Annotated in this window: 20 protein-coding genes and 1 pseudogene; 13 read left to right on the forward strand and 8 right to left on the reverse strand. The window is 60.6% G+C overall.

Translation table 11 applies throughout. From position 1 onward, the window contains the following. Positions 1–3: 3 nt before the first annotated feature. Positions 4–3,849, reverse strand: coding sequence for a DUF6543 domain-containing protein (locus QLG10_RS21905; protein WP_282488011.1), 3,846 nt, complete (start codon positions 3,847–3,849; stop codon positions 4–6). A 183-nt stretch (positions 3,850–4,032) separates the two neighbouring features. Beyond that, entirely contained in the window at positions 4,033–5,055 is a 1,023-nt protein-coding gene (gene sohB, locus QLG10_RS21910) for a protease SohB (RefSeq protein ID WP_020799152.1), read from the reverse strand. Between the two features lie 201 nt (positions 5,056–5,256). Here sohB and QLG10_RS21915 point away from each other — a divergent pair, with 201 nt between their 5' ends. The 6 genes from QLG10_RS21915 (at position 5,257) to QLG10_RS21940 (ending at position 12,125) form a co-directional block, all read left to right on the forward strand. Further along, the gene (locus tag QLG10_RS21915; RefSeq protein ID WP_110754487.1) at positions 5,257–5,967 is read left to right on the forward strand and encodes a histidine phosphatase family protein; all 711 of its coding nucleotides are present in this window, start codon (positions 5,257–5,259) and stop codon (positions 5,965–5,967) included. Between the two features lie 63 nt (positions 5,968–6,030). After that, positions 6,031–6,345 carry an SCP2 sterol-binding domain-containing protein gene (locus QLG10_RS21920; RefSeq protein ID WP_110754489.1) on the forward strand — a complete coding sequence of 105 codons (315 nt, stop codon included), beginning with the start codon at positions 6,031–6,033 and terminating at the stop codon, positions 6,343–6,345. A gap of 293 nt (positions 6,346–6,638) precedes the next feature. Then, on the forward strand, positions 6,639–8,486 hold the full coding sequence (locus tag QLG10_RS21925) for an amidohydrolase (protein ID WP_282488017.1): 1,848 nt from the start codon (positions 6,639–6,641) through the stop codon (positions 8,484–8,486). A gap of 129 nt (positions 8,487–8,615) precedes the next feature. After that, on the forward strand, positions 8,616–9,479 hold the full coding sequence (locus QLG10_RS21930) for a LysR family transcriptional regulator (RefSeq protein WP_110754491.1): 864 nt from the start codon (positions 8,616–8,618) through the stop codon (positions 9,477–9,479). 409 nt (positions 9,480–9,888) lie between these two features. Then, the gene (locus QLG10_RS21935) at positions 9,889–11,040 is read left to right on the forward strand and encodes an SRPBCC family protein (RefSeq protein ID WP_248678209.1); all 1,152 of its coding nucleotides are present in this window, start codon (positions 9,889–9,891) and stop codon (positions 11,038–11,040) included. Beyond that, positions 11,037–12,125: an SMP-30/gluconolactonase/LRE family protein gene (locus tag QLG10_RS21940; protein ID WP_248678210.1), complete on the forward strand. Its 1,089-nt coding sequence runs from the start codon at positions 11,037–11,039 to the stop codon at positions 12,123–12,125. The genes QLG10_RS21935 and QLG10_RS21940 overlap by 4 nt, the downstream gene beginning before the upstream one ends. Positions 12,126–12,237: 112 nt before the next feature. Here the strand turns inward: QLG10_RS21940 and QLG10_RS21945 are convergent, their stop codons facing one another. Then, positions 12,238–12,480, reverse strand: coding sequence for a hypothetical protein (locus QLG10_RS21945; protein ID WP_110754496.1), 243 nt, complete (start codon positions 12,478–12,480; stop codon positions 12,238–12,240). A gap of 109 nt (positions 12,481–12,589) precedes the next feature. Beyond that, positions 12,590–12,823: a DUF465 domain-containing protein gene (locus QLG10_RS21950; protein ID WP_110754498.1), complete on the reverse strand. Its 234-nt coding sequence runs from the start codon at positions 12,821–12,823 to the stop codon at positions 12,590–12,592. Between the two features lie 217 nt (positions 12,824–13,040). Between QLG10_RS21950 and QLG10_RS21955 the strand changes: the two genes are divergently transcribed. The 7 genes from QLG10_RS21955 to QLG10_RS21985 all read left to right on the forward strand — a co-directional run bounded on the left by QLG10_RS21955 (position 13,041) and on the right by QLG10_RS21985 (position 19,231). Then, positions 13,041–13,562: a DUF4142 domain-containing protein gene (locus QLG10_RS21955; RefSeq protein WP_282488012.1), complete on the forward strand. Its 522-nt coding sequence runs from the start codon at positions 13,041–13,043 to the stop codon at positions 13,560–13,562. A gap of 241 nt (positions 13,563–13,803) precedes the next feature. Next, positions 13,804–14,655: an STAS domain-containing protein gene (locus tag QLG10_RS21960; RefSeq protein WP_033040504.1), complete on the forward strand. Its 852-nt coding sequence runs from the start codon at positions 13,804–13,806 to the stop codon at positions 14,653–14,655. A gap of 4 nt (positions 14,656–14,659) precedes the next feature. Beyond that, positions 14,660–15,022, forward strand: a complete 363-nt coding sequence (locus QLG10_RS21965) for an STAS domain-containing protein (RefSeq protein ID WP_110754503.1) — start codon at positions 14,660–14,662, stop codon at positions 15,020–15,022. Then, on the forward strand, positions 15,019–15,423 hold the full coding sequence (locus QLG10_RS21970; protein WP_033040509.1) for an anti-sigma regulatory factor: 405 nt from the start codon (positions 15,019–15,021) through the stop codon (positions 15,421–15,423). Before QLG10_RS21965 ends, QLG10_RS21970 begins: the two co-directional genes overlap by 4 nt. Continuing rightward, positions 15,420–16,430, forward strand: coding sequence for an ATP-binding protein (locus QLG10_RS21975; protein WP_282488018.1), 1,011 nt, complete (start codon positions 15,420–15,422; stop codon positions 16,428–16,430). The genes QLG10_RS21970 and QLG10_RS21975 overlap by 4 nt, the downstream gene beginning before the upstream one ends. After that, positions 16,423–17,298 carry an ATP-binding protein gene (locus QLG10_RS21980; protein WP_282488013.1) on the forward strand — a complete coding sequence of 292 codons (876 nt, stop codon included), beginning with the start codon at positions 16,423–16,425 and terminating at the stop codon, positions 17,296–17,298. Before QLG10_RS21975 ends, QLG10_RS21980 begins: the two co-directional genes overlap by 8 nt. Further along, on the forward strand, positions 17,288–19,231 hold the full coding sequence (locus tag QLG10_RS21985; RefSeq protein WP_282488014.1) for a response regulator: 1,944 nt from the start codon (positions 17,288–17,290) through the stop codon (positions 19,229–19,231). The genes QLG10_RS21980 and QLG10_RS21985 overlap by 11 nt, the downstream gene beginning before the upstream one ends. A 116-nt stretch (positions 19,232–19,347) precedes the next feature. Here QLG10_RS21985 and QLG10_RS21990 read toward each other — a convergent pair whose 3' ends face one another. The 4 genes and pseudogenes from QLG10_RS21990 to QLG10_RS22005 all read right to left on the reverse strand — a co-directional run. Then, a complete protein-coding gene (locus QLG10_RS21990; RefSeq protein ID WP_110754507.1) occupies positions 19,348–21,996 on the reverse strand; it encodes an excinuclease ABC subunit UvrA in 2,649 nt (882 codons plus the stop codon). Between the two features lie 156 nt (positions 21,997–22,152). Beyond that, a complete protein-coding gene (locus tag QLG10_RS21995; protein ID WP_282488015.1) occupies positions 22,153–24,264 on the reverse strand; it encodes an ATP-binding protein in 2,112 nt (703 codons plus the stop codon). Positions 24,265–24,415: 151 nt separating this feature from the next. Further along, on the reverse strand, positions 24,416–26,185 hold the full coding sequence (tssF, locus tag QLG10_RS22000) for a type VI secretion system baseplate subunit TssF (RefSeq protein ID WP_282488016.1): 1,770 nt from the start codon (positions 26,183–26,185) through the stop codon (positions 24,416–24,418). Between the two features lie 55 nt (positions 26,186–26,240). Next, positions 26,241–26,460, reverse strand: a pseudogene (locus QLG10_RS22005) (hypothetical protein); the annotation flags it as partial.

Consider the following 26,460-nt stretch of genomic DNA (forward strand, 5'->3'; position numbering starts at 1 on the left):
CCGTTACTGCGCGCTTATCGGAAACGGACGTCCCATGGCCTCCCAGTCCCGATAAAACCGGGCACGATCCTCAAGTGCCACGAACAGCGCAAACGGGTTTTCAGGATCGACCTGGGCCGATTCAATATCCTGAACCAATCTCTCCCATAGCGCTTGCGAAGCATCGGCATCACCGAGCAGCCGCCACACCCTTCCCTGAAGCGACAGATAATCGACCCGAAAGTCCGCCGTCAGGCTGAGTCCATCCACGACCCTCAGGAACCGGCTGCCGAAGGGCCTGGCTGCCAGCCGCTGCCAGATCAATTGTCGCGTCGCCTGCAGCTCCCCATCGCTTTCGCGCAGCCATTCGATGACATCCCCGTAATCGGGCCCGGGATCACTTAACCACAGGTTGATACCTGTGCGCCGCCGATGATCGACAATGCGCAACAAGGTGTCCTCATCCGTCAATGGATTGCCCTGCAACAGCACTCGATCCCTCGCGATAGCCTGGTTAAGCACTGCTGGTGGCACCCGGGCTATCTGGTTATTACGCAGGTTCAGGCACTCCAGGTAAGGCGGGTCCATGATCCCGACCGGGCAAGAGCTGATTTGCGTATTTCTCAAATCAAGCCATCGCAGGTCATTCATCCCCAGCACCAAAGGCGGGACACCCAGGGGGTTATCGCTCAGAACCAGGGTGTGCAGACGGGTCAAACCCGTCAGTTGAGACGCGGCGGCCTCGCTGAACGTCAGGTTTGTCGACCTGAGATTGAGCGTAGTCAAATGCCGCATCTGATTGATTGCAGCAGGCAGGGCACGTGGCGCGACGCCGCCAGGATTGAAGTGACTCAGGTCGAGACTTTCCAGATTCAACACTTCAAGATTGGGAAAGCCCTCGAGAAACCCCTCCAGGCTTTGCACTTCGGTCAGTTGGAAGCCGCGCATCGACAAGTGGATGACATTATCGAACCGGACATTCAAGTCGGGTAACCGGTGGTGATTCTCGAAGTCGAGATCCAGCTTGATGCCGCGTATCTGATCAGCCGCCAGTAACAGATCCTGTGGCGTCCTGCGTTGCTGCCAGATGGCAACCAGCTCCTCGGCCAACTCATTTCGAACCGCGCCTTCGTTGCGCATTTCAGTCTGCAGCAGCTCAACGTTATAGGCCTGGATTTGAGCATCGCTCAATCCCGCTGCTTCGGGATCATTCGGGGTGAGGAAATCGATACCCATCTCATGGACGTCATCGGCCACCATATCCACCCAGGCGGTCAGGTCGGTGTCGAGTTGCTGTAGCTGTTGCTTCAACCATTCGATGTGCGCCTGAGCGTTGTTGCCCTCCCGCAGGAGAATCCCGTCGGCCTGGGCATCGGTGAAGTCTGGATAGATCTCTTTGAGTTGCAGGCGCATCATCTGGTGCGTCAGGGCCTCGGCCTGGGGCGTTCCCGGAAAGCCGCCGCCTCTGAGCCCCCGGGCTTCAAAAGGCAGCCCGGCATCCCTCCTCCGTAGTCCGAGACTGAACTCGGACCGGGGCAATGCCTGATCGCCGATTTTCTGCCGCAGTTGGTAGGCCTGATCAGGCGCGTGCAAATGCAACGCCGAACGCTCGTCTTGCGACAACAAACCCAACAGCGCTTCATGGAAGTTCGTTTGCATGCCCTGGTGCAGGTAATGGTCGGAAGTCTTGATCAGGCGTCGAACGTCGGTCGCCTCCAGTGGACCAATGCGGTCGAGCACGCGTCCGATGGCGGTCTGTTCAACAACATCGACCCGAAGATTCCCGGGCCAGCCGGGCAGGCTCTGCAGCGAATGCAGGGCCAGCGTTTCCGAGTCCGGGCTGGCCACCGAGCGCAGAAAAAGACCTTCATAGGCCCGATTTAGCCGCACATGCTGTTGGTATTGCCGCGCCTTGCTGTCCAGGCCTGCAAACGCTTGCCTGGCTTCGGACAATTGGGGCGAGCGCTGGATGTCCACGCCATAACGGTCAAGCATTTGCTCGATGACGTTCTTGGGCAGGTTCGGATATTCGCGCTGGAACAGTTGGACCCATTCATTCTCCGAGCGTTGAAGCGCGGCGTAACGACGGTCGAACAATTCGGCTGTACCGGCAGGACCAAGGTCTTGGTCGATCGTGAAGCGACTGATCGTGTCAGCCAGCAGCGGCGTCGGTGGGCGACCCGATTGCATCAACCGCAACATATCGTCGTCGATCGCGCTGACTTTGCCGATCTGTGCCAGGACTTCATCGCTCAAAGACGCCACGGCCGGCCCGATGCCGCGGATCAGCTCGACCCGTGTCGGCAATGCCGGCTTCGCGGGGCCCGGCATTGGCGACGTGCTTACTTGCGAGCCGGGCATCACTTCGCCTTCTTGCGGAGGGACGACCGTGGTTTCCCCCTTCAGCGCCACTTCAGCGGCTATCGGCAGGGCGTTGAGCAAACCAAAAACGGTGCGTGTCACGCCTTGCGAACGCTCGCTCGAGGTTTGCCCCGTTACCGCCTGAACCAGACCGTAACCGGCGTCGATCAGCCCGGCCAGCGCCAGGATGCCCTCGCCCCCCGGAACAAACAGCGCCAAGGGGCCGAATTGATTGATCCATTGCACAAGCGGCTCGACGACGGCGCTCAGGTTGTCGCGATTGACCTGGGCATCGCTGCGGACGCTGGCGACGCTGGCCTGGGCCGCCCGTTTCATCGTCAGCACCAGTTGCGCAAACGGATCGCTCGCCGATGGCGGATCGTCATAGCCGATGTACTCGGCCGGATCCCAGTAGCCGTCGTTGTTGAACAGACCTGCATTGTTGGTCAGTCGGTGCTCCGCCGGATACTGCGCCATGCCATCGAGCGCCGTGCGCACACCGGCGTGAAACGTTCCGTCGTCGCGATCGTCTTCGGCAAAATGCGCCGCCAATGCCTGTTTAGTCGCGCCGACCTTGCCCTGCGCAACGATCCATTGGTGCATTTGCGTGGCGTCAGCGAACTCATGCAAGGGTGACGAGTTACCCGGTATGTACAACAACAGCCTGGCACTGGTGGTGTCGCGCAAGGCCCAGATATCTGTCGCGGTATAACGATACAGTTTCAAGCGACCGGCCTTGACGGACGAAGACACGCGTGTTGGTGCTTGCAGTTGCTCGATGGTCAGCGTTTCCCATGACTGGTCAGGGGGCAAGCCTGCCGCCTGTAACGCCAGCTCCAATCCCTTTTGGGTCAAGCGTTGCTCATGACGCTGCAACCAGGCCGTCATGACGAACGCCGCCTTGACCGACGTGCGCAATGCGTAGGGCCGGTCGGCAACAAGCTCTTCGTCCGATGGCCAGGCGTGGTCAAGATAGCGTTGATAAAGCCCATGCAAGTCCAGCTCCCACACCCATCGCTTGAAGTCCGCAGGCCTCAGGCCAAGCTGAGTCTGGGGTCCGTAGGCTTGTGGAAACGTTTGGCGATAGATGCCCTCATACGTGTCATGATTGCCGCTGCCATGATCGGCGAATTCATCGACGTTCTCTACGATGCGAACCGAAGGCCCGATGTCAGGCGGCGTGTACAGGCCAAACGCCGTTTCACCAAAACGCCCGTCTCCAACGGTCTGGTAGTTGGACAGCAGCGCTTGCAGCAGCGACTGCGAGCTCGCCACTTGTCCCTGCTCGATGCCATCCTGTGCAGGATGACCCTTGTAGCGGTAATAGAGGGTCACCAGCAAGGCCGTCTGCGGCTCGATGTGCGCTCCCCACTTTTCCTTGATCAAGTGCTCGCCAAACTGGCTGGGGGATTGTGGCAGCGCGAGGTCCACGACGTTTTTCAGTTCATCGCGCAGTTGCAGAGACGACACCGGGGATGGGCCGGCATCATCTTCAGATAGTTCATTCATGGTGCATTCCGTTGCAGTCATTTCAGGACCACCACCCTACTCGACCCACTCCCCCAAAAAAGCGGGAGCGATTGACAGTGGCGATAGGAAATTTCGCTGCTTGGGGACGGAAAGCGTTTTGAAGGCCAAAAAAAATGAAACCGTGGTGATTACCACGGTTTCATTGGTTTGAAGCGTTGAACGTTACCAGAAGCGTTGCTGGGTCAACCGGCTCCACCAACTCAACAACACACGATCAACCGAACCGCTGGCCGCGATGCCAATTCGTTCCGGCAGGCTTTTGCGTTCGGCGTAGTGCAAGTGGTAAAGCTCCGATTTTTTCGCCCGTTCGGCGAGGTATTCATCACTGGTCTTGAGTTCATCGACCAGTTGCTTGTCCAGCGCGGCAATACCGAGCCAGATTTCACCGGTAGCCACTTCGTCGATAGCCAGTTGCGGGCGATAGCGGGCAACGAAGTTCTTGAACAACTGATGAGTGATGTCCAGGTCTTCCTGGAACTTTTCCCGGCCCTTCTCGGTATTCTCGCCAAACACGGTCAAGGTTCGCTTGTATTCACCGGCGGTCAGGACTTCAAAATCGATGTCGTGTTTTTTCAGCAGGCGATTGACGTTGGGCAACTGCGCCACCACGCCAATCGAGCCCAGGATGGCGAATGGCGCACTGATGATCTTCTCGCCGATGCAGGCCATCATGTAGCCGCCGCTGGCCGCGACCTTGTCGATACACACCGTCAGCGGCACGCCAGCATCACGGATGCGCGCCAGTTGCGAGGAGGCCAGGCCGTAGCTGTGGACCATGCCGCCACCGCTTTCCAGGCGCAGCACCACTTCGTCCTTGGGCGTTGCCAGGGTCAGCAGCGCGGTAATTTCGTGTCGAAGGCTTTCAGTGGCGGAGGCCTTGATATCGCCGTTGAAGTCCAGCACGAAAACCCGGGGTTTGGCGTCGGGTTGTTTCTTCTGTTTTTTCTCGGTCTTGGCCTGGGTCTTGCGCAAGGCCTTGAGCTGGTCCTTGTCGAGCAAGGTTTGCTCCAGGCGTTCGCGCAACCCTTTGTAGAAATCATTGAGTTTGCTGACCTGCAACTGGCCGGCGGATTTACGTCGACCTTTGCTGCGCAAGGCCGCAAAGCTGGCCAGCACCACCAGGATGGCGATCACCAGGGTCACGGTCTTGGCCAGGAAAACGGCGTACTCGGACAAAAACTCCACAGGGACTCCTTAAACGTTGCGCGGCATGCAAGCGCGCGGGATACCACCAGCATACCCATGCGCCGCTCCTGCTACCAGCCGTGAAACCTCTGGCAACAGGCCTGTAACGAGCATTTCAAACAAGCGTATGTTTTTTCATTGACAGCTCACCGTCATCCCCATAACCTCGCCAAACCTTCAACGTACCGGGATGACGCGGACGTGGGCAGTATCTATTTGATTCGACATGGCCAGGCCTCCTTTGGTGCAGACGACTATGACGTCCTGTCGCCCACCGGTATCCGCCAGGCAGAAATCCTCGGTCGACACCTGGCCGAACTCGGGATCAGCTTCGATCGGTGCCTGTCGGGCGACCTGCGCCGCCAGCAACATACGGCCAATAGCGCGCTCGAACAATACGCCGCCGTGGGCCTGCCGGTGCCGGTCCTGGAGACCGATAGCGCGTTCAATGAATTCGACGCCGACGCGGTGATCCGCGCGCTGTTGCCTGCCATGCTGGCGGACGAGCCGCAAGCGCTGGACATCCTGCGCAACGCCGCGCAGAACCGTGGCGAGTTCCAGCGTATCTTTGCCCTGATCATCGAACGCTGGCTGGCCGGCACCTACGACACCCCGGGCCTGGAGAGCTGGCTGGGTTTTGTCGAGCGGGTACAGGCCGGCCTGCAGCGCCTCCTCGAACAAGCCGACAACACGCAGAAAATCGCCGTATTCACCTCCGGCGGGACCATCACCGCCCTGCTCCACCTCATTACGCAAATGCCTGCCAAACAGGCTTTTGAATTGAACTGGCAAATCGTCAACACCTCGCTCAACCACCTGAAATTCCGTGGTCGCGAAGTGGCCCTGGCTTCCTTCAACAGTCATGTGCACCTGCAGCTGTTGAAGGCCCCGGAACTCATCACGTTTCGCTGAGTCCGGACTATTGTGACCCTGGCTGTAACCACCCAGCTCTTATTACCAAAAAAGGATCAAACCATGACCTCCGTAGCTGATGCCGTACAAGCAATGAAAGCCAAGTTCAACCCAGCCGCCGCTGCCGGTCTGGACCTGGTCTTCGGTTTCCGCATCGACGAAGACAAGCACTTCTCGCTGGTCGTCAAGGACAGCACCTGCGAGCTCAAGGAAGGCGAAAACCCGGACGCCCAGGTGACCCTGGTGATGGACGGCGAAACCCTGCAAGGCATCGTCAGCGGCGAAACCGACGGCATGCAAGCGTTCATGGGCGGCAAGCTGCGCGCTGAAGGCGACATGATGCTGGCGATGAAACTGTCCGAGCTGTTCCCGGCCTAAGCGAGCCGCTTGCGACTTGCGCAAGCGCCCCTGGCTGCAAACGAATCCCGCCCCTTGTGGCGGGATTCGTCGTTTTGCGCGCCTGAAAACGGCTACCTGCGGATTTGCCGTCTATATTCCATCTGGCCGCATGCGGCTGCCGTAAGCGTTTACCCTCAACTCACGTTGCGCGGAGCACTGACATGAGCCCACCTGAGGAACACAACGGCGTCAACCGCCGCCACGTACTCCAAGGCCTGTCCGCAGGCGCCGTCGGTGCCTGGATCAGCCCGTTGTTCGCTGGGAGTAAAACCATGCCAGACACCCCCGCCGACCTCATTCTCTACAACGGACGCCTGCACACCGTCGATCGCAAGAAACCCCAGGCCAGTGCCGTCGCGATCAAGGACGGCCGCTTCGTGGTGGTCGGCAGCGACGCCCAGGCCATGGCCCTGCAAGGCCCCGGCACGCAAGTCATCGACCTGCACGGGCGCACGGTGATTCCGGGCCTCAATGACTCGCACTTGCACCTGATCCGTGGCGGCCTCAATTACAACCTCGAACTGCGCTGGGAAGGCGTGCCGTCGCTGGTCGATGCCTTGCGCATGCTCAAGGATCAGGCCGAGCGCACACCCACGCCGCAGTGGGTACGGGTGGTCGGTGGCTGGAATGAATTCCAGTTCGCCGAAAAGCGCCTGCCCACGCTTGACGAACTGAACAAGGCCGCGCCGGACACACCGGTGTTCGTCCTGCACCTGTACGACCGCGCGCTGCTCAATCGTGCCGCGCTGAAAGTGGTGGGCTATACCCGCGATACGCCGAACCCGCCGGGCGGTGAAATCCAGCGCGATGCCAACGGCGACCCCACCGGCATGTTGATCGCTCGGCCCAACGCCATGATTCTGTATTCAACCCTGGCCAAGGGGCCGAAGCTGCCGCTGGAGTATCAGGTCAACTCCACCCGGCAGTTCATGCGCGAACTCAATCGCCTGGGTGTCACCAGCGCGATCGACGCCGGCGGTGGCTATCAGAACTACCCGGACGACTATCAGGTCATCCAGCAACTGGCCAAGGATCAGCAACTGACCGTGCGCATTGCCTACAACCTGTTCACCCAGAAACCCAAGGAAGAGCTGACCGATTTCAAGAACTGGACCAGCACCTCGCGCTACGGCCAGGGCGACGATTTCCTGCGGCACAACGGTGCCGGAGAAATGCTGGTATTTTCGGCGGCGGACTTCGAAGATTTTCTTGAACCGCGCCCGGACCTGCCCGCTTCCATGGAGCAAGACCTGGAACCGGTGGTACGCCACCTGGTGGAACAACGCTGGCCGTTTCGCCTGCATGCCACCTACAACGAATCCATCAGCCGCATGCTCGATGTATTCGAGAAGGTCAACCGCGACATTCCGTTCGACGGCTTGCCGTGGTTTTTCGACCATGCCGAAACCATCACCCCACAGAATATCGAGCGGGTCAAAGCACTGGGCGGCGGCATCGCCATCCAGGATCGCATGGCCTTCCAGGGTGAGTACTTCGTCGACCGCTATGGCGCCAAGGCCGCCGAGCATACCCCGCCCATTGCACGCATGCTGGCCGAGGGCGTACCGGTAGGCGCGGGCACGGATGCGACGCGGGTGTCGAGCTACAACCCGTGGACTTCGCTGTACTGGCTGGTCAGCGGCCGTACTGTCGGCGGCCTGGCGCTGTATCCGCAAGGCTTGAGCCGTGACACCGCGCTGGAGTTATTTACCCACGGCAGCGCCTGGTTTTCGTCCGAGCAAGGCAAGAAGGGCCAGATCAAGGTTGGGCAACTGGCTGACCTGATCGCGCTGTCGGCCGACTATTTCCATATGGAGGTCGAGGGCATCAAGAGTATCGAATCGGTATTGACCCTTGTCGATGGCAAGGTTGTCTACGCCAGCTACGAGTTCGAAAAACTCGGCCCCCCGCCCATCCCCGTGGTGCCGGAGTGGTCGCCCGTGGCAAAGGTTCCCGGCCACTGGAAGCCATCGGCACCGCTGACGACTCAGGTTCATCAATGCGTCGGGGCTTGCGCGGTGCACGCGCACAGTCACGAACGGGCGCGTTTGTCGAATGCTCCGGTGAGTGATTTGCGCGGGTTCTGGGGGGCGTTTGGCTGTTCCTGTTTCGCGTTTTGACCTGAAAAACAAAGATCGCAGCCTGCGGCAGCTCCTACAGAGAACGCATTCCCCTGTAGGAGCTGCCGCAGGCTGCGATCTTTTGATTTATGCCCCTACAATGCGAACATTTCCCGCACCGGTCGCCCCATGGACATCGATCTCGCCCGCACCTTCCTGGAAATCGTCCGCCACGGCAGCCTTGCCGCGGCTGCCGAGAAACTCCACGTCACCCAGACCGCGATCACCGCGCGGGTACAGAAGCTGGAAAGTCACCTGGGCAGCACGCTGTTCGTACGCAACCGTGCTGGCGCCCGCCTGACGCCCAATGGCGAGGCCTTCGTGATCTATGCCAATCAACTGGTGGAAACGTGGGAAGCCGCGCGCCGGGACTTGCCCTTGCCCGAGGGGTTCCACGACGTGCTGCACATCGGTGGCGAAGTCAGCCTGTGCAACCCGCTGATGCTCAGTTGGGCCGGTGTATTGCGCGACAGGATTCCCGGCCATGCGCTGCGCATGGAAATCCGTGATGGCGAGCACCTGCTGCGCCAACTGGAGCTTGGGGTACTCGATGCGGCGCTGGTCTATCAGCCCGAATACTGGCCGCGCCTGCAAGTCGAACAGATCCTCGAAGAAAAACTCATCCTCGTGCGCCACCCCGAACGCCCCGAACCCTACGTGTACATCGACTGGGGCCAGGACTTCAGGCGCCAGCACGACGCCGCCCTGCCGGAAAGAGCCAAGGCGGCGCTCAGTTTCAATCTTGGCCCCCTGGGTTTGCAGTACATCCTCGAACACGGCGGTAGCGGCTACTTCCGCACCCGGGTGGTCCAGAGCTACCTGGAAAACGGCATGCTCGAGCCCGTGCCCAAGGCCCCGGAGTTCAGCTACCCGACCTACCTGGTGTACTCACGCGACCGCGATTCTGCAGCTCTACAGCGAGCTTTCGATCTGCTGCGCGAGGTGATCAGCAGCGATGACGACTGGTCACAACGCTGGAACCCGCTGAGCTGAATCGGCTTTGCGGGCGAGCATGCATTTGCGTGCTACCGCGAGCCAGACAACGCGTCGTGTTTGTCGAACCGCGTTATCGTTCTTCGCCAGCAAGCCGGCTCTTACGGTAATTCGCGTATACGCACCAGCAAAAATACAGGGGCAGCTACTAATCTGCTGGAGACGTGATCATTCCCACGCTCTGCGCGGGAACGATCACATCACATCGCTCACAGTCCTGCGATGAGGTGGGCTTCAAGGCCGCTTTTGATTTGCTTGCTTGCGTCAACCTGAAAGACCTCCATCGGCGCCCTAAGAGTCATCGTCCGTTGCCATGACCGCAGCTCCCGCAAAAATCCAGCCCAGCTGCCAACCAAAACGCCGGGATCGACTAATCTGCTGGAGATAACAATAACGACAGGTGATTGCAGTGAGGCAGACCACCGAAGCATTTCGCGCCCGCTACCGTTGTGACATCCATCCCCGCTATAACCCTTGGCTGCATGGCGCCTTCGTGCTGATGTTCGGCCTGGTGGCGATCGGTGTTTTCTGGAGCACCGTGCACCAGGTACAGCCCCTTGAATGGCTGGCCGTCCCGGTGTCCCTGTGGTTGTTCAGTTTCATTGTGTACATGGTGCATCGCCACCTTGGCCATCACAAAAAAAACTTCGCGCGGATGTTCTATGCCCGCCATGCCGGCGACCATCACAGCTTTTTCGCCCCCGGCAAAATGACGTATGACAGCGCCCGCGACTGGCGCGTCATCCTGTTCCCCGCCTGGCTGATCGTGTTGCACACGCTGCTGATCGCCCTGCCCCTGTGGTGGCTGCTCAAGCCCTTGGACGTCAACGTCGCCGGGCTGGTGGGCGGCTGCCTGGTCCTGGGGTACCTGACCTATGAAGTGTTCCATGCGTGTGAACATCTGCCGCCGCACAACCGGATTACGCGGCTGCCGTGGATCCGCCAGATGCGTCGCCTGCATGAATTGCACCACCGCCGCGAAATGATGCAGCAACGTAATTTCAACATCGTTTTTCCGTTGATGGATTACCTGTTCGGCACCCTCTACTGGGAGCCGGAACCGGAACCGGCCATCGAAGACCTCAAGAGAACGCCCATGACCCGCATGCAGCATCAGATCGACATCGCCGGTAGTCCCGTTGCCGTGCTCGCCTATGCCAGCACGGTGACCCGTTGGCCGCAGTGGCATCCATCGTCCTTGCGGATCAACGGCCCGAAGGGGCCTTTGCATGCTGGCGCGCGGTTCGAGGAGGACATCCGCGCCGGTGGGCGAGACGGCCACTTGAGTTGGGTAGTCGATGAGTATCTGCCTGGCCGCCGCTGGATTGCCCGGGCCCATGGCGATAATGGCCTGTCGTTGCTGTTGACTTACGAATGCGCGGCCGAAGGTAGTGGCACGCGGTTCGTGCGCACGCTGGAATACCGGTTCAGTGGCCTGGCGATGCGATTGGCCAACCAATTGCTGCTCAAGCGGCGGATCGATCGCGAATCGGCCGCGTCCATGCAAGCGCTTCGCGACACCGCGCAAAAATACCTGGCGCTGTCAGGAGTCCGTGCGTGAGCCGACCGATCAGGTTTCACCATGGGATACTGCTGCTGATCATCGCCCTCGGCGCTTTCCTGCTATTGATGCCGACCAAAGTGCAGCCCGTAGCCTGGAACCCAGAACCCGCGCCGTCCCTCAGCAGCGGCCCGTACGCGGACAACCAGCGCCTCAAGGGCGTGGTACGCGTCGGCGCCGCGGACATCGATGGCCCCGAAGCGCTGCTCCTGGAAAATAATGCACTGATCACCGGGTTGCATGATGGCCGGGTCATTCGCACCAGCCTGGACGGTCAGGACACCAGGATGCTGACCGATACCGGCGGCCGGCCCCTGGGGTTGGCCCGCCACCCCAATGGGTTGCTGGTAATCGCCGACGCCGTCAAGGGCTTGCTGTCACTGGACGCCCAGGGTCGCCTGGTGGCCTTGACCACCAGCGCCGACGGTGTGCCGTTGGGGTTCACCGACGACGTGGTCATCGATAAACCCGGGCACTATGCCTACTTCAGTGACGCCTCCCGCCGTTTCGGCTACGGCGAGGACCTTAATGCAATCATCGAACATGGCGGCGACGGACGCTTGCTGCGATATGACTTCCAGACCGGCAAGACCACAATGCTGCTGGACAAGCTTGAGTTCGCCAATGGCGTCACCCTGGGTCCGGACGATGCCTTCGTTCTGGTCAACGAAACCGGCGCGTATCGCATTACCCGCTACTGGTTGAGCGGGTCGAAAGCCGGCACCCATGACCTGTTCATCGACAACCTGCCGGGATTGCCCGACAACCTGGCCTTCAACGGAAGCGACCGTTTCTGGGTGGCGCTGTATACGCCGCGCAACGCCTTGCTCGACAACACTGCGCCACACCCATTTGTGCGCAAGATGATCGCCCGGGCCATGACCGTCCTGCCCCAGCCGGTGGAAAAACGCGCCTTTGTATTGGGCCTTGACCTTGACGGCAAGGTGATCGCCAACCTGCAGGATGGCAGTAGCGGCAACTATTCGCCGATAACCACCGCGCGCGAGTACGGGGACTGGTTGTATTTTGGCTCGTTGAGAGCGAAAAACATGGTGCGGTTGCCGCTCAGCAAGGCAATGCCATAAACCTGTGGGAGCGAGCCTGCTCGCGAAGACTGCAGCGCATACAACATCGATGTCGACTGTCAGGCCCTCTTCGCGAGCAGGCTCGCTCCCACAAGGTTTGTCGTGAATTTGACTACCGCGGATCGGATTCGCCATCGCGCACCGCATTATCGGTTTCTTCACGCACCCGTTCGCGATCGATGTCAGTGCCGTCATCCTGATCCATGGGGATGGCACCTTCGTTGTTCGGCAATTCATCAATGCCCGGTTCATCCTCCGGGTTGACGGCAGTGCGACCGGGACTCAGGGGTTCGGGATGGGTCGGAATGGGGTCGTAGCCCCCTTGTTCTTCGCTGGGAAATTTTGGATCAGCCATGGGGCACCTCGCCTGCAGCCACGTCATCGGGCTTTGAACATTCGAGGTGCCGGTTAATATCGCCGTTCCAATTATTCAGCCACCGACTGTCGGTGGCTCACCACTTGCATCAGGAGGACGACTGGAGCTGTTTGACGATCTTGTCCTTGACCTCCAGGCGCTTCGCCTTGAGCTTCGTCACTGCATCATCACTGGATTTGGCTTCCTCTGCCTTTACCACTTCGGCATCCGCCAGCGAGTATTTGTTGATCAGTGAATCCAGTAACGGGTCCTTGGTGCGTTTCTGCTGGATTTCTTCCTTTGTGCAATGCAAATCCTGAAAAAGGTCGTGGGGCACCGGCATGGAACACCTCCGTTTGTTAATCGGTAGCAAACGCGATTGATTGCGTTCGCCAACTATCAGAATGGCCTTGGTTGGCCGGTTCTGTCGACCATCTGTCAGACCAGCGGTGCCCGTTCGTCGTCCTGTCGCAAATGCGATAAAACCTTCGACCCCTACGCGACCTCCACACTATAACGATCAATTCGATCGCCCATGAAAACTGTGTGGAGAAGAACCAATGGAAGGATTTAACCTGCGCCATCTCACCCTGGCCATCGCCTTGAGCACCAGCATGGGCGCGGCCTTCGCGGCAACCGATAATGACTTTGTCGACAAGGCCGCCGCCGGCGGTATTGCCGAAATCGAAACCAGTCGATTGGCCCTGGAAAAAAGCCAGTCTGCCGATGTCAAAGCCTTCGCCAATATGATGATCACCGACCATTCCAAGGCCAACGATGAGCTAGCGGCCATCGCGAAAAAGAATGACATTGAAGTGCCGGACAACACGACGCTGGTGAAGCAGGCCAAGGAAAAAATCCTCGATATGCGTGACGAGTCTTTTGATTCGGCCTATGCCAACAACCAGGTCAAGGCGCATGAAGACACCATCGAGTTGTTCAAGAAACAAGCCAACACCGTGACCGACGACAGGACCAAAGGCGCAACGGAACTCAAGGGTTTTGCGCAAAAAATGTTACCGGGGCTGGAAAAACACCTGGGTATGGCGAAAAAACTTCAGGCGGCCCATCCAGACAAATAGACCTGATCAAATGAAAAGACCGCATCGATGGATGCGGTCTTTTCATTTTCGCCAGGTTTCTCCGCCAGCGGTGCGATGCAAAAAAAAAGATCGCAGGCTTCGCCAGCTCCTACAGTGCATGTACAAGCGAATGAAAATTGCTGTCGAACGCGCACAACTATTTCATCGGCTAAATGTCATTGCTTCTGCGCCGTTCAGTTTTCCCGGGAATCGGGCGCATACACTCAAGGAGACAAGTTCCATGGCGGCACTGCAAACCAGCACTCTCGATGCGATGAAGAACAATCAGGCACAACTGCTCGCCGAATGGAAAAATAGCCTGGAGGCCAGTGGCGCCACGCGCAACCTCAAAGAGAAAGACCTGCAACAGCAGACAGCGGAATTCCTGCAACTGGTGATTTCGGGTCTGCAAAACGGCAATGACCAGAACATCGCTACAGTCGGCTGGGATGAAATTCGCCAGTTCCTCGACAAGCTCTCCCATAGCCGTGCGCTGCTCGGCCAGGATTCGCATCAGACCGCCAGCTTTATCTTTTCGCTCAAGGGTCCGCTTTTTGCCCTGCTGCAGAATCATTACCAGGACAGCCCGGCGTTGTTGGCCGAGCAACTCTGGGAAATTTCCGAATTGCTTGACGCCCTGGGCATGCACACCATTCGCACGTTCCAGAAGTCCCGCGAAGCCGTGATCAAGCGCCAACAGGAAGAGTTGCTGGAGTTGTCGACCCCGGTGGTCAAACTCTGGGACGGCGTCCTGGCCCTGCCGATGATCGGCACGCTGGACTCGCAACGTACCCAAGTGGTGATGGAATCGCTGCTACAGCGGATCGTCGACACCGGTTCGGAAATTGCCATCATCGATATCACCGGCGTGCCGACGGTCGACACCCTGGTCGCCCAGCACCTGCTCAAGACCGTCACCGCGATTCGCCTGATGGGAGCCGACTGCATCATCAGCGGCGTTCGTCCACAGATTGCCCAGACCATCGTGCACCTGGGGCTGGACCTGCAAGGCGTGGTGACCAAGGCGAACCTGGCCGATGCCCTGAAACTGGCCCTGACCCGGCTGGGACTCTCCGTCAACAAGGCGGACTGAGCCCATGGAGCGCATTCCGATTCTGCAAATGGGTGGCTTCCTGCTGGTGACCATCCAGGTGGACATGCATGACCAACTGGCGCTGACGCTGCAAGACGACCTGTCCGAACGCATCAGCAAGACGTCCGCGCGCGGCGTGCTGATCGATATCTCCGCCCTGGACATGGTGGACTCATTCATTGGCCGGATGATCGGGACCATCTCCGGGCTGTCGAAAATCATGGATGCCGAGACCGTACTGGTCGGCATGCAGCCAGCCGTGGCCATTACCCTGGTGGAGCTTGGACTGACCCTGCCTGGTGTCAGTACCGCGCTGAATGTCGAGCGCGGGATGAAACTGCTTCAGGAACGAGTACGCAACCAATGACTGTGCGCAGCAGCGGCACTCATCCGATTCACATCGAACAGGACGTCGTCCTGGCCCGGCAGCTCGCGCGCAAACTCGCCCAGGACTGCGGCATGCGCCTGATCGACCTGACCAAGCTGGTGACCGCGGTCAGCGAGCTGGCGCGCAACACCATGGTGTACGGCGGTGGAGGCGACATGGACTGGCAAATCCTCGATGAAAGCCCGCGTACCGGCCTGCGCCTGGTTTTCCGTGACGAGGGGCCGGGAATCCCCGACGTCAAACTGGCAATGACCGATGGCTGGACCTCAGGTTCCGGCCTGGGTCTGGGCCTGACCGGTGCCAAGCGGCTGGTCAATGAATTCGAACTCGATACTGCGCCGGGAAAGGGTACTCGCGTAACGATTACCCGATGGACATGAACATCGGCGGCTCGATGACCCAAGTGCTGCTCATCGAGGACAATAGCCAGATCGGCTACGCACGACGCACCGCACAGAATCTAGCGCAACAACACGGCTTCGACGCCACGGATGCGGGGCGGGTAGCGCTCGTCGCTACCGAGCTTGCCAGCAACATTCTCAAGCACGCCAGCCGTGGCGAATTGCACCTCAGGGTCATACCTCGTGCCAGCGGCGCCGGTATCGAGATGCTCGCCATCGACCGCGCACAGGGCTTCGATTTGCACGCCTGCCTGGCCGACGGTTTTTCCACCGGCGGCACCCAGGGCATCGGCCTGGGCACCGTGTCACGGCAGACTGAAGTGTTCGATGTCTATGCCGACTCACGGGGTGCCGTGCTCCTCACACGGTTGTATCCCCGGACGGACAAGGCCGCGGACCAACGCATCGGCATCAGCCAGCATTCGTTGCACCAGGATCCGGCTTGCGGTGATACCTGGCACCTGGCATTTGACGGACCGCGCATCAGCGCCCTGGTGATCGATGGCCTGGGTCATGGTGAAGAAGCCGAACGCGCCGCCCGTGCTGGCGAGAAAGCCTACGCACTGGCACCCTTCGACTCACCGTTGCTGGTGCTCCAAGACATTCATCTAGCCATGACCGGCACCCGTGGCGGTGCGGTGGCCATTGCCCAGTTCAACGCCGACAGCGATGCGTTGAAATTCGTCGGCATCGGCAATATCGGTGCCTGCCTGGTCGCACCGGGTCAATCCCGCGGCCTGGCCTCCCATCCCGGCATCGTCGGCGGGCAGTTTCGAAAGGCGCAACCCTTTGACTATGCTCAGGTGAGCGGACAACTGCTGATCATGTACAGCGATGGCCTGCAGTCGCGCTGGAACCTTGCGGATTACCCCGGCCTGGTGCACCGCCATCCTGCCGTGATTGCCGCCATCCTGCACCGCGATTTCTGTCGTGGACGAGACGATGTCACCGTACTGGTCATAGCCCTGGAGGCCGCCCATGGCTGAAACGCCCATGAGTCAAATCGACGAACAAGCTGCACTGATCGCGCGCTTGCAAGGTGAAGCCGTTGCCCTGCGCGCCGAGCTGGATGAAACCAACCAGGGCGTCCTGGCGCTGTACGCAGAACTCGATACCCAGGCCGAACAGCTGCGCCAGGCCTCGGACCTCAAAAGCCGCTTCCTGTCCTACATGAGCCATGAGTTCCGCACGCCGCTGGGCTCGATCCTGAGCATCGCCAGCCTGCTGACCGATGAGCTCGACGGGCCCTTGAGCAGCGAGCAGCACAAGCAGGTGGCCTTCGTCAGTAACGCCGCGCGGGAACTGAGCGACATGGTCGATGACCTGCTCGACCTGGCGAAGATCGAAGCCGGGCGCATCACCATTTCACCGGCTTGGTTCGATATGTTGGACCTGTTCGCCGCCCTGCGTGGCATGTTTCGCCCGATTGTCGATACCACCGCCGTGGACCTGATCTTCGAGGAGCCTGTAGGCCTGCCCCGCCTGTACACCGACGACAAGAAGCTCGCGCAGATCCTGCGCAATTTCATTGCCAATTCGTTGAAGTTCACCACCCGTGGAGAGATCAGGGTCTCGGCGCAGCTGGAAAACCGCGACTACGTACGTTTCGCCGTCAGCGACAGCGGAATCGGTATCGCTCAGGAGTTGCATGGCGCATTATTCGAAGACTTCTCGCAAGTTGACTCCCCACTGCAAAAACGCCTGCGTGGCACCGGGCTCGGGTTGGCGCTGTGCAAACGCTTCGCGATGTTGCTGGGCGGCGAAGTCGGGGTACAGAGCACACCCGGTGTGGGTTCGACCTTTTTCGTGATCATCCCGCTGGCCATCGCCATGGAGCCTGCCGATGAAACGTGACCTGCGCTTGCTGATCGTCGATGACAACGTTGCCACGCGCTACGCCTTGCGTCGGCGCCTGGAGCGTCACGGCTATGAAGTGCTGGAGTCCGGCACCGGCAGTGAAGGCCTGGAGTTGATCGCCAGCGTGACGATCGATGCCCTGATCCTCGACGTCAACCTGCCGGACATGAGTGGCTTCGACATCGTGCGCAAACTGCGATCGGAGCCTGCCACCGCCCTGCTCCCGGTGATTCATGTGTCCGCGGCGTCGATCCAGACCGGCGATATCATCACCGGCCTCGACGCCGGAGCCGACGCTTACCTGATCCACCCGGTGGACCCGGATGTATTGCTGGCGACCCTGCGCACCTTGCTGCGGGTGCGCGAAACCGAGAATGCCCTGCGTGAAAGCGAGGCACGCTTTCGCGAGATTTTCGTCAACGTGTCGGCCCCCATCGCCGTGCTGGATGCGCAACTCAAGGTCCACGAATGCAACCATGCGTTTGCCCAACTGGTCCAGGACAACCTCGACCCGGATACCCTGCGCCAGTGTTTCGCCGACGACCAGTGCGCGGTCATCGAGGAACTGCGCTTGCGCCTGGCGTACGGCGAGCGCTGGAAAGGCACCTTGAGCATGCGGGTGCAGGGCGAAATTCGCGAAACCGAGTGGCAGATTTCACCCTATCGCACGCCGGCACTGAGCCTGGTGTTCGTCGAAGATGTCACCGAGCACCGTCACCGTGAACGCTCGCACCTGGCGCGCCTGGACGACGCCACGACGCAACTGGCCAACGAAGTCGCCGAGCGCGCGCGCACCGAAGCCCAACTGTTGCAGGTGCAGAAAATGGACGCGCTGGGCAAGCTGACCGGTGGTATTGCCCACGATTTCAACAACCTGCTCACCGGCATCATCACCAGCCTGGAACTGATCCAGAAGCGTGTCGCCGAGTCCCGCACCGACAAGGTGTCTTTCTATGCCGAAGCGGCGTTGAACTCGGCCATGAGTGCCGCCTCCCTGACCCACCGCCTGCTCGCCTTCGCCCGTCAGCAACCCCTCGATACCCGGCCCGTGGACATCAACCAGCACATCCGCTCCCTCGAGGAATTGCTGGTGCGCACTATTGGCGAACGCATTGCCCTCAAGCTTGAACTGACGAGCAAGCCGGCCATTGCGCTGGTCGATCCGATTCAACTGGAAAGCGCGGTGCTCAATCTGGTGATCAATGCCCGCGATGCCCTGCCCCAGGGTGGCAATGTCTGGGTCAACACCTATGCCGCCTATTCCCACGGCGACCCCAACCTGGCCGATGGCGCCTATGTCGCCCTGTCGGTGCGCGACGACGGCACCGGCATCGAACACAACGTCATCGATAAAGTGTTCGACCCGTTCTTCACCACCAAGCCCCTGGGCCAGGGCACCGGGCTCGGGTTATCGACCATCTACGGTTTCGCCCGCCAGTCGGGCGGCGATGCGCACATCCGCAGCGTGGCGCGGCGCGGTACCGAAGTCACCATCATGTTGCCGGCCAGCGCCGACCCCAGCGCCGTCACCCTCGAACCCACGACGACGCCCGCCCAGGGCGGCGGAGAGCACGTGCTGATCGTCGAAGACATGCCGTCAGTGCGCATGTTCGTTGCCGAAGTGCTGGTGGATGCCGGCTACCGTTGCACCCAGGTGGGCGACATCGAAGGCGCCCTCGAACGTCTGCAGAACGACGAATCCATCGACCTGTTGCTGACCGATGTCGGCCTGCCGCGCATGAGCGGCCGCGAGCTTGCCGATATTGCGCGGGGGTGGCGCGAACATCTGCCGATCCTCTTCATGACCGGCTATGCCGAAACCGCGATCAACCGCCAGGTGTTTCTCGGCGACGGCATGGAAATGCTGATCAAGCCATTCCAGATCAATGAACTGCTGGACAAGGTACGACGCACCCTCGACGGCGCCTGATAGATTCGTCGGAACGCCGCCCGGAGCCCGCTCGCTCCCACATTGGATTGCGAACGCCACGGATCCATTGTGGGAGCGAGCCTGCTCGCGAAGAGGCCCGCAAGAACGACATTGGCTCAAGCCTTACCAAGGACCCTGGCAAGAAACGGCGCCGTCCGGCTCTTTCTGCTCTTGGCCACTTTCTGCGGCTCGCCCGCCACCACAACCTTGCCACCCTGATCCCCGGCCCCCGGTCCGATATCGATCACCCAGTCACTCTGCGCCACCACGCGCATTTCATGTTCGACGACGATCACCGTGTGCCCCGCCGTCACCAGGTTGTTCAATTGCTCCAACAAGCGATCGACGTCCCGTGGGTGCAGGCCCGTGGTCGGTTCGTCGAGCACGTAGAGCGTCGCCCCCCGCGGGTTGCGTTGCAGCTCGGTGGCCAGCTTGATGCGCTGGGCTTCGCCTCCGGACAGCTCGGTTGCCGGTTGACCAAGGCGCAGGTAACCCAGGCCGATATCGCGCAGCACCTCCAGGGAACGGCGCACCGCCGCTTGTTCGGCGAACACCTCGACGGCCTGGTCCACGGTCAGTTGCAGCACTTGGGCGATGGTCCGACCCTGCCAGGTGATCGCCAGCGTCTCGGGGTTGTAGCGCGCCCCGTGGCAGGTCGGGCAGGGTGCGTAGACGCTGGGCATGAACAATAATTCGACGCTGACAAAACCTTCCCCCTCACAGGTCGGGCAGCGGCCCTTGGCAACGTTGAAGGAAAACTGCCCCGCGTCGTAGCCTGCCGCCTGCGCTTGGGGCGTTGCCGCATAAAGCTTGCGCACATTGTCGAACAGCCCGGTATAGGTCGCGAGGTTGGAGCGCGGTGTGCGGCCAATGGGCTTCTGATCGACCTGCACCAGCCGCTTGATCGACGCCAGCCCCGCCGTGACCTGCCCGCCAACGACGGTCGGAGCATCATCTTCCAGGCTCAGTTCCTCCAGCGGTTCACTGTCGACGCCCGGTCGCCCGAGTTGCGCGCCGACCAGTTCCAGCAAAGCCTGGCTGACCAGGCTGGATTTACCCGAACCCGACACACCGGTCACCGCTGTAAAACAGCCCAACGGAAACTCGACACTGAGGTTGTCCAGGTTGTTGCGCGTGACACCTTCCAGGCGCAGCCAGTCGCTGGCCTTGCGCGCGCGACGGGCTTGGCTGACATGTTCGGCGAACAGGTAGGCGCGAGTCTGCGAATCCCTCACGTCTGCCAACCCCGCCGGTGCACCGCTGTACAGCACCCGACCGCCATGCTCGCCCGCCGCCGGGCCAACATCGATCAACCAGTCGGCGCGGCGCATGGTTTCCAGGTCATGCTCGACCACGAACAAGGTATTGCCCGCCGCCTTCAGGCGTTGCAAGGCTTCGAACAGCGCCTCACCATCGGCCGGGTGCAAACCGGCCGAGGGTTCGTCCAGTACGTAGATCACGCCGAACAACTGCGAGCCCAGTTGCGTCGCCAGGCGCAGGCGTTGCAACTCGCCGGACGACAGCGTCGGCGTACTGCGCTCCAAGGCCAGGTAACCGAGTCCCAGGTCGATCAAGGTGCTGACCCGTTCCAGCAAGTCCTGGGCGATGCGTTGCGCGGCGAGGCGTTTTTCCACCGAGAGATTCGGCGTGTGGCGCACATCGGGGGCGTTGGCGTGACCACTGGCGCCGTGGGCCACGCGTTGCTCACGGGCCTGGCGGGTCTGCAGGTGGGTCAAAACCTCACCCGCCTCACCGCCCTCTTCCCCTTCGTCAAGATACTGTCGGGCCGCCACCGGCTTGAGGACTTCAGCGACTTGCAACAAGGGCATCTGCGACAGTTCGCCGATGTCGTAGCCGGCGAAGGTCACCGACAAGGCTTCGTGCTTGAGCCGCTTGCCCTCGCACAGCGGGCAAGGACTGCCGAGCATGAAGCGCGAGACGCGCTTCTTCATCAGCGCACTTTGCGAATGGGTGAAGGTGTGCAGGATATAGCGCCGTGCGCCGGTGAAGGTGCCCTGGTAACTCGGCTCCATCTTGCGCTTGAGGGCGACCCGGGTTTCCTGCGGGGTGAGCCCGGCGTAGACCGGCACCGTCGGGGTTTCTTCGGTGAACAGAATCCAGTCACGCTGCTTTTTCGGCAGGTCGCGCCAGGGCACATCGACGTCGTAGCCCAGGGTCACCAGGATGTCGCGCAGATTCTGGCCTTGCCAGGCCATCGGCCAAGAGGCGACGGCACGCTGGCGTATGGTCAGGCTCGGGTCCGGGACCATCAACGCCTCGGTGACCTCGTACACCCGGCCCAGGCCATGGCATTGCGGGCACGCGCCCTGTGGCGTGTTCGGGGAAAAGTCTTCGGCGTAGAGCATCGGCTGGCCCGCCGGGTAACTGCCGGCGCGCGAATACAGCATGCGGATCAGGCTCGACAAAGTCGTCACGCTGCCCACCGAGGAACGCGTGCTCGGCGTGCCCCGTTGTTGCTGCAAGGCCACCGCGGGCGGCAAGCCTTCGATGGAATCGACATCCGGCACGCCCACTTGATCGATCAAGCGTCGCGCATAAGGCGCCACGGACTCGAAATAGCGGCGCTGTGCTTCGGCGTACAACGTCGAAAACGCTAGGGACGACTTTCCTGAACCGGACACCCCGGTGAACACCACCAGGGCATCGCGGGGAATGTCGACATCGACGTTCTTGAGGTTATGCTCCCGGGCGCCGCGCACCCTGACCATGCCGGAGGGAGGGTTGGAGGTGCGCTTGTCGGTCATGGGTAGCCTTGATCGGAAGGTTCAAAAAACAACCTGTAGGAGCTGGCTTGCTAGCGAAGGCGGCCTCAAAATCCCTGCAAGACTTGAGGGCCTCTTCGCTGGCAAGCCAGCGCCTACAGTCCGGACGTGTTCAGCCGTAGTACAGTGTGGAAATGTTTAGCCGTTGAGCACGGTACGAATCATCCTGGTCAGCGCATGCGGCCCATAGGGCTTGCTCAGCAAATGGGTATCCGGGCTCAGCTGATGGTTGCGCGAGATAATGTCACGGGTGTGGCCCGAGGTGAACAACACCGCCACCGGGGGATTCTGTACCTTGGCCCATGCCGCCAGGTCCAAGCTTTTTATCAGCCCGGGCATGACCACGTCGGTGAAGATCAGGTCCACCGCCGCTCCCTCCAGCAACATCTGCATGGCCGCGTCGGCATTGGCGGCGGTGAGCACCCGATAGCCCTCTTCGCGCAGCAGCTCCACGGTAGAAACGCGCACTGCCTCATTGTCCTCGACCACCAGGATCCGCTCGTTCGCGCCCCGTTGCAGCACATCGGCACTGGGTAGTTCTCTGTCCATCGAGCGCAGGTTGCGCGCAAAATACATCTGCACCCGGGTGCCCTGCCCAACGACGCTGGACATCTCGATATGTCCGCCACTCTGCTTGACGAAACCGAACACCATGCTCAAGCCCAGTCCTGTGCCATGGCCATCGGGCTTGGTGGTGAAAAACGGCTCGAACGCCTGCCCAAGCACTTGCGGCGACATGCCCAGGCCACTGTCCGAAACCGTGACCCGCACGTAGTCACCGGCAACGATGCCCTTGCCCAGGCAGAACCCGCGGTCCAGAGTGATATTCTCGGCACTGAGTTCAATCGTGCCCTCGCCCTCCATGGCATCACGGGCATTGATCATCAGGTTGAGGATGGCGTTTTCCAGCTGGTTGCGATCGACGAAGACCGACCAGGGGTCAACCGGGGTGCTCATGTGAACATGGATGGTTTCCCCCAGCGCACGCTGCAACAGTTCACCCAGGCCGTCGAAAATCTGCTGCGCCGTGCAAACCGCCGGAGACAAGGGCTGGCGCCGGGCAAACGCGAGCAACTGCGAGGACAGTTTTGCGCCGCGCTCAACCGCGGCAATGGACGCATTGACCCGGCGCTGCACGTTGGCATTGTCCGGTTCATGACGGGCGAGCAAGTGCAGGTTTCCGGCAATCACCTGCAGCAGATTATTGAAGTCGTGGGCCACGCCGCCGGTCAGGCCACCAATGGCCTCAAGCTTCTGTGACTGGCGCAGTTGCTCTTCTGCCGCCAGTCGCGCTTCGACTTCGTCGGCCACGCGCTGCTCCAGGTTGCGGGTGAACCTGAGCAAGGACTCTTCGGCGGACTTGCGTTCGTGGATGTCGATCAACACGCCAGGAAAACGGAAGGCCTGGCCCTGCTCATCGAACTCGCAGCAGCCGCTGGCGAGCACCCACAGGTAACTGCCATCGGAACGCATCACCCGGTACTCGGCGTTATACGGCGCACCGGTCCGAATCGATTGCCTGACCTGCTCCTCAACCCAGCTGCGATCATCGGGATGGATACGCGCTTGTGCCAGATCCTGGGGCAAATTGTTCAGGCTTTGCCCCGGGGGGAAGGAAAACGTGCGGGCAAAGCGTTCATCGCCGCTAAGCGTATTGGCCTTGAGATCCCATACGAATGAACCGAGCAAGGCTCCGGCATTGAGTGCCAGGCGTACCCGCTCGTTGTCGGCGCGATAGGCATTTTCCGCTGCCTGGCGCAGACGTTCGGAAATCACGAATTCGGTGGTGTCGACCACCATCGCCATAACGCCGGCAGGGTACCCGTCATCATCGGCAACCGGGCTGTAGTAAAGGTCCAGCCACACGTCTTCGGGCACGCCGTCGCGCAGCAATACCAGCTGTTTGTTACGGTAGGACAAGGTCCCCCCCGCCAGGCAGGTGTCGACCACATGCCGGTTGAAGTCGGCGACTTCCGGCCAGCCCAACTCCACCGCGCAACCCAACAGGTAGGGATGGCGCCCGCCGGCAAATATCGAATAGGCGTCGTTGTAGATCATGTAGCCGGCCCGGCCCCAGAGCATCACCATCGGCAGCGGTGACGCGAGCATCAGCTGTACCGCACTGCGCAGGCTCCTGGACCAGTTTTCGAGGCTGCCAAGTTCGGTCCGGCTCCAGTCGAATGCACGGATGCGCCCGGCCATCTCGCCGTTCCAGCCGGCACACCCGTGGTTATCTTCTAGAAACTGCATCGACTCGCTCTGCGCCCCGGTAACTGCACCCGTTTGTTTCGAGCTTCGCGGATGACAATGGTTTCATAGAGGGTAGCTGATTCTCGCGGTCTATCGGGAACGACCGAAATCTGTGGGTGGCAAACCCCTCTGTGGAAGAGCGCCTGGGTGTTCAGCCGGGAATACGCTGACTGTGATTCTCGGGCCATCGCAGACACTTTCCAGAAGGTTGAAGGACCAGCGTGAGCTGGTTGAACAGGTGGATGTCGGCGTACAAACCGAAGAAGCGATGGAGCATCTCACCGAACAGGCTGATGTCACCTTCGCCGGAAAAACCGTTGGCATCCAGTGTGACTTCGATGTCGACACCGCGCAGCAGAAAGCCGTTTTCAAAACGCTGCAGGAGGTGGTGCCTGACCTCGACGATGGCCGCCAGGCGCCGCCGGTTCAGTTCGTCGTCCGTCCAGTCATACAACCCCAGTGTGCCACGCAATACGTCAGCATTGTCGAGCATCGGCAGGAAGTTCGAGCCCAGGTGGCTGAGCACTCGCCAGTGGAAGCGGTCGCGGTTCGGCGGGTAACACGGCAATGTGGGTGCGCACAGATTGCGCACCTGCAAACCGATCTTTGAAGTTTGTGCCAGCGTATCGAGCAGTGTGCCTTGCAACGCTTTGCGCGGAAGCTGGCCATGGGTGCCGGTCAGGCGCAGCGAAAGGCTTTGGTTCACGTCTAGCCGGTCCTTGTCAAAACCGTCGCCGCCGAGGATCAGCCAGGTGTTATGCAGGCCATTGGCGCCTCGTTTCAAACGGGTATGGAAATAACGCTCGGGCATCTCATCCCGCAACATGCCGCCCTTGTGGCGGAAACTGCTGAACGGTATGTAGTCCTGGCGGTCGCCATTACTCGACGTAGTGACCTGATCCACCGAATAGATTTCGGTATGACCGTCCTGCAATCGCATGGGGCGAAGCAAGTAGTCGGTTTGTAGCGGCTGCAGCGCCAGCGGGTCGGACTCCAGTGTGAACGCATTGATCACCGGCACCGCATGCAAGCGGATGTGCCCGGTGCTCAGGTTGAACGCTTGCGGCCACGGTTCGCGTAACACCACCTCCAGTTCGAACCAGAGATCGCCTGGCTTGATGAGCACAAGCTCCAGTCCACACAGGGTGACGAACATGAACTTCTCGCGGAAGGTGAAATACTCCAGCAACAGTTGATAGCCGCTGAAGGCGCTGTCGCCCTTGGGCCACAATCGATCGTCATCGGCAAACCCCTTGGGCGAAAAATAACCGTCCAGCAAAGTACGACCCGCTTGGTCAGGCAGGCGTACATACAAGGCTTGAGCATTGAGGGTCAGTGCCTGGTGCAGCGCACTGGCCAGCGGTGCGTCGGCATTCAGGTACAGCGGCAAGCGACTCAGGTCGATCTCGCTCCAGGGGCTCAACGTCCCGCGGGCGAAACGCATTCGTAGCACTGAGCGCCCGTCCGGCTCATGGCCCATATGCACAGAATCCAGGGCGAGCGGCTGCAGTGTCAGGTCTTGGGTGGTGGTATATCGACAACGGGTGCTCTGCGCACCGATGGGCTGCGACAGCACTTCGAAGCCAGTGGCGATCAACTCACTGCGCTTCATCTGCTCCAGCTGCGGTGCCAGCTCGACGATGCAGAGCGAGGGAATGGTGCGCAGGTAATGCGGCCAGAGCAGGCTGACCAGGCCTTCGGTCAGCTCCGGCAGGTCATCGTCGAGTTTTTCGCGCAAGCGCCCCATCAGGAAGGCAAAGCCCTCGAACAGGCGTTCCACATTGGGGTCACGAGCGCCCTGCTTGTCCAGATTCAGTTTCGCCGCCCGGTCTGGAAAGGCTTGGGCAAACTCCTGGCCAGCCTCACGCAGATAGCGCATCTCGGCGTCGAAGTAATGCAGTGTCAGATTGTCCTTGCTCATAAAAAGGTTCCTGAGTCGCGCTCGCCAAGGCATCGGGCAAACAATTTGTGCATTGTCATTTTTTAAACCTCCCGTTTTGTGCTGCCGCCGCCCCTTCAGCCAGGAAGATCTGCGTCGGCAACTTAAAGCCGCGCAACTTGAGCAACGCCAACGGCCCCGCCCCCAGCTCAGTGCGCAAATACCAGGTCAGGCCAATCCCATCCGGCGCCTTGAGCACCACGCGAAAACGGCTGTCGCCATCGTCCAGCGGCGTGACCTGCGTCTGTTCCAGCAGG

Origin of the sequence: Pseudomonas sp. V98_8, assembly GCF_029967975.1 — a bacterium.
GTDB lineage: Bacteria > Pseudomonadota > Gammaproteobacteria > Pseudomonadales > Pseudomonadaceae > Aquipseudomonas > Aquipseudomonas umsongensis.

What these genes read in the sequence shown, in the direction of transcription:
- QLG10_RS21925 (WP_282488017.1), top strand. Translation starts at nt 6,639, where the DNA reads ATGCCAGACACCCCCGCCGACCTCATTCTCTACAACGGACGCCTGCAC.
- tssF (WP_282488016.1), bottom strand. Translation starts at nt 26,185, where the DNA reads ATGAGCAAGGACAATCTGACACTGCATTACTTCGACGCCGAGATGCGC.
- QLG10_RS21930 (WP_110754491.1), top strand. Translation starts at nt 8,616, where the DNA reads ATGGACATCGATCTCGCCCGCACCTTCCTGGAAATCGTCCGCCACGGC.
- QLG10_RS21965 (WP_110754503.1), top strand. Translation starts at nt 14,660, where the DNA reads ATGGAGCGCATTCCGATTCTGCAAATGGGTGGCTTCCTGCTGGTGACC.
- QLG10_RS21995 (WP_282488015.1), bottom strand. Translation starts at nt 24,264, where the DNA reads ATGCAGTTTCTAGAAGATAACCACGGGTGTGCCGGCTGGAACGGCGAG.
- QLG10_RS21985 (WP_282488014.1), top strand. Translation starts at nt 17,288, where the DNA reads ATGAAACGTGACCTGCGCTTGCTGATCGTCGATGACAACGTTGCCACG.
- QLG10_RS21960 (WP_033040504.1), top strand. Translation starts at nt 13,804, where the DNA reads ATGGCGGCACTGCAAACCAGCACTCTCGATGCGATGAAGAACAATCAG.
- QLG10_RS21955 (WP_282488012.1), top strand. Translation starts at nt 13,041, where the DNA reads ATGGAAGGATTTAACCTGCGCCATCTCACCCTGGCCATCGCCTTGAGC.
- QLG10_RS21945 (WP_110754496.1), bottom strand. Translation starts at nt 12,480, where the DNA reads ATGGCTGATCCAAAATTTCCCAGCGAAGAACAAGGGGGCTACGACCCC.
- QLG10_RS21920 (WP_110754489.1), top strand. Translation starts at nt 6,031, where the DNA reads ATGACCTCCGTAGCTGATGCCGTACAAGCAATGAAAGCCAAGTTCAAC.
- QLG10_RS21980 (WP_282488013.1), top strand. Translation starts at nt 16,423, where the DNA reads ATGGCTGAAACGCCCATGAGTCAAATCGACGAACAAGCTGCACTGATC.
- QLG10_RS21905 (WP_282488011.1), bottom strand. Translation starts at nt 3,849, where the DNA reads ATGAATGAACTATCTGAAGATGATGCCGGCCCATCCCCGGTGTCGTCT.
- QLG10_RS21990 (WP_110754507.1), bottom strand. Translation starts at nt 21,996, where the DNA reads ATGACCGACAAGCGCACCTCCAACCCTCCCTCCGGCATGGTCAGGGTG.
- QLG10_RS21970 (WP_033040509.1), top strand. Translation starts at nt 15,019, where the DNA reads ATGACTGTGCGCAGCAGCGGCACTCATCCGATTCACATCGAACAGGAC.
- QLG10_RS21950 (WP_110754498.1), bottom strand. Translation starts at nt 12,823, where the DNA reads ATGCCGGTGCCCCACGACCTTTTTCAGGATTTGCATTGCACAAAGGAA.
- QLG10_RS21975 (WP_282488018.1), top strand. Translation starts at nt 15,420, where the DNA reads ATGAACATCGGCGGCTCGATGACCCAAGTGCTGCTCATCGAGGACAAT.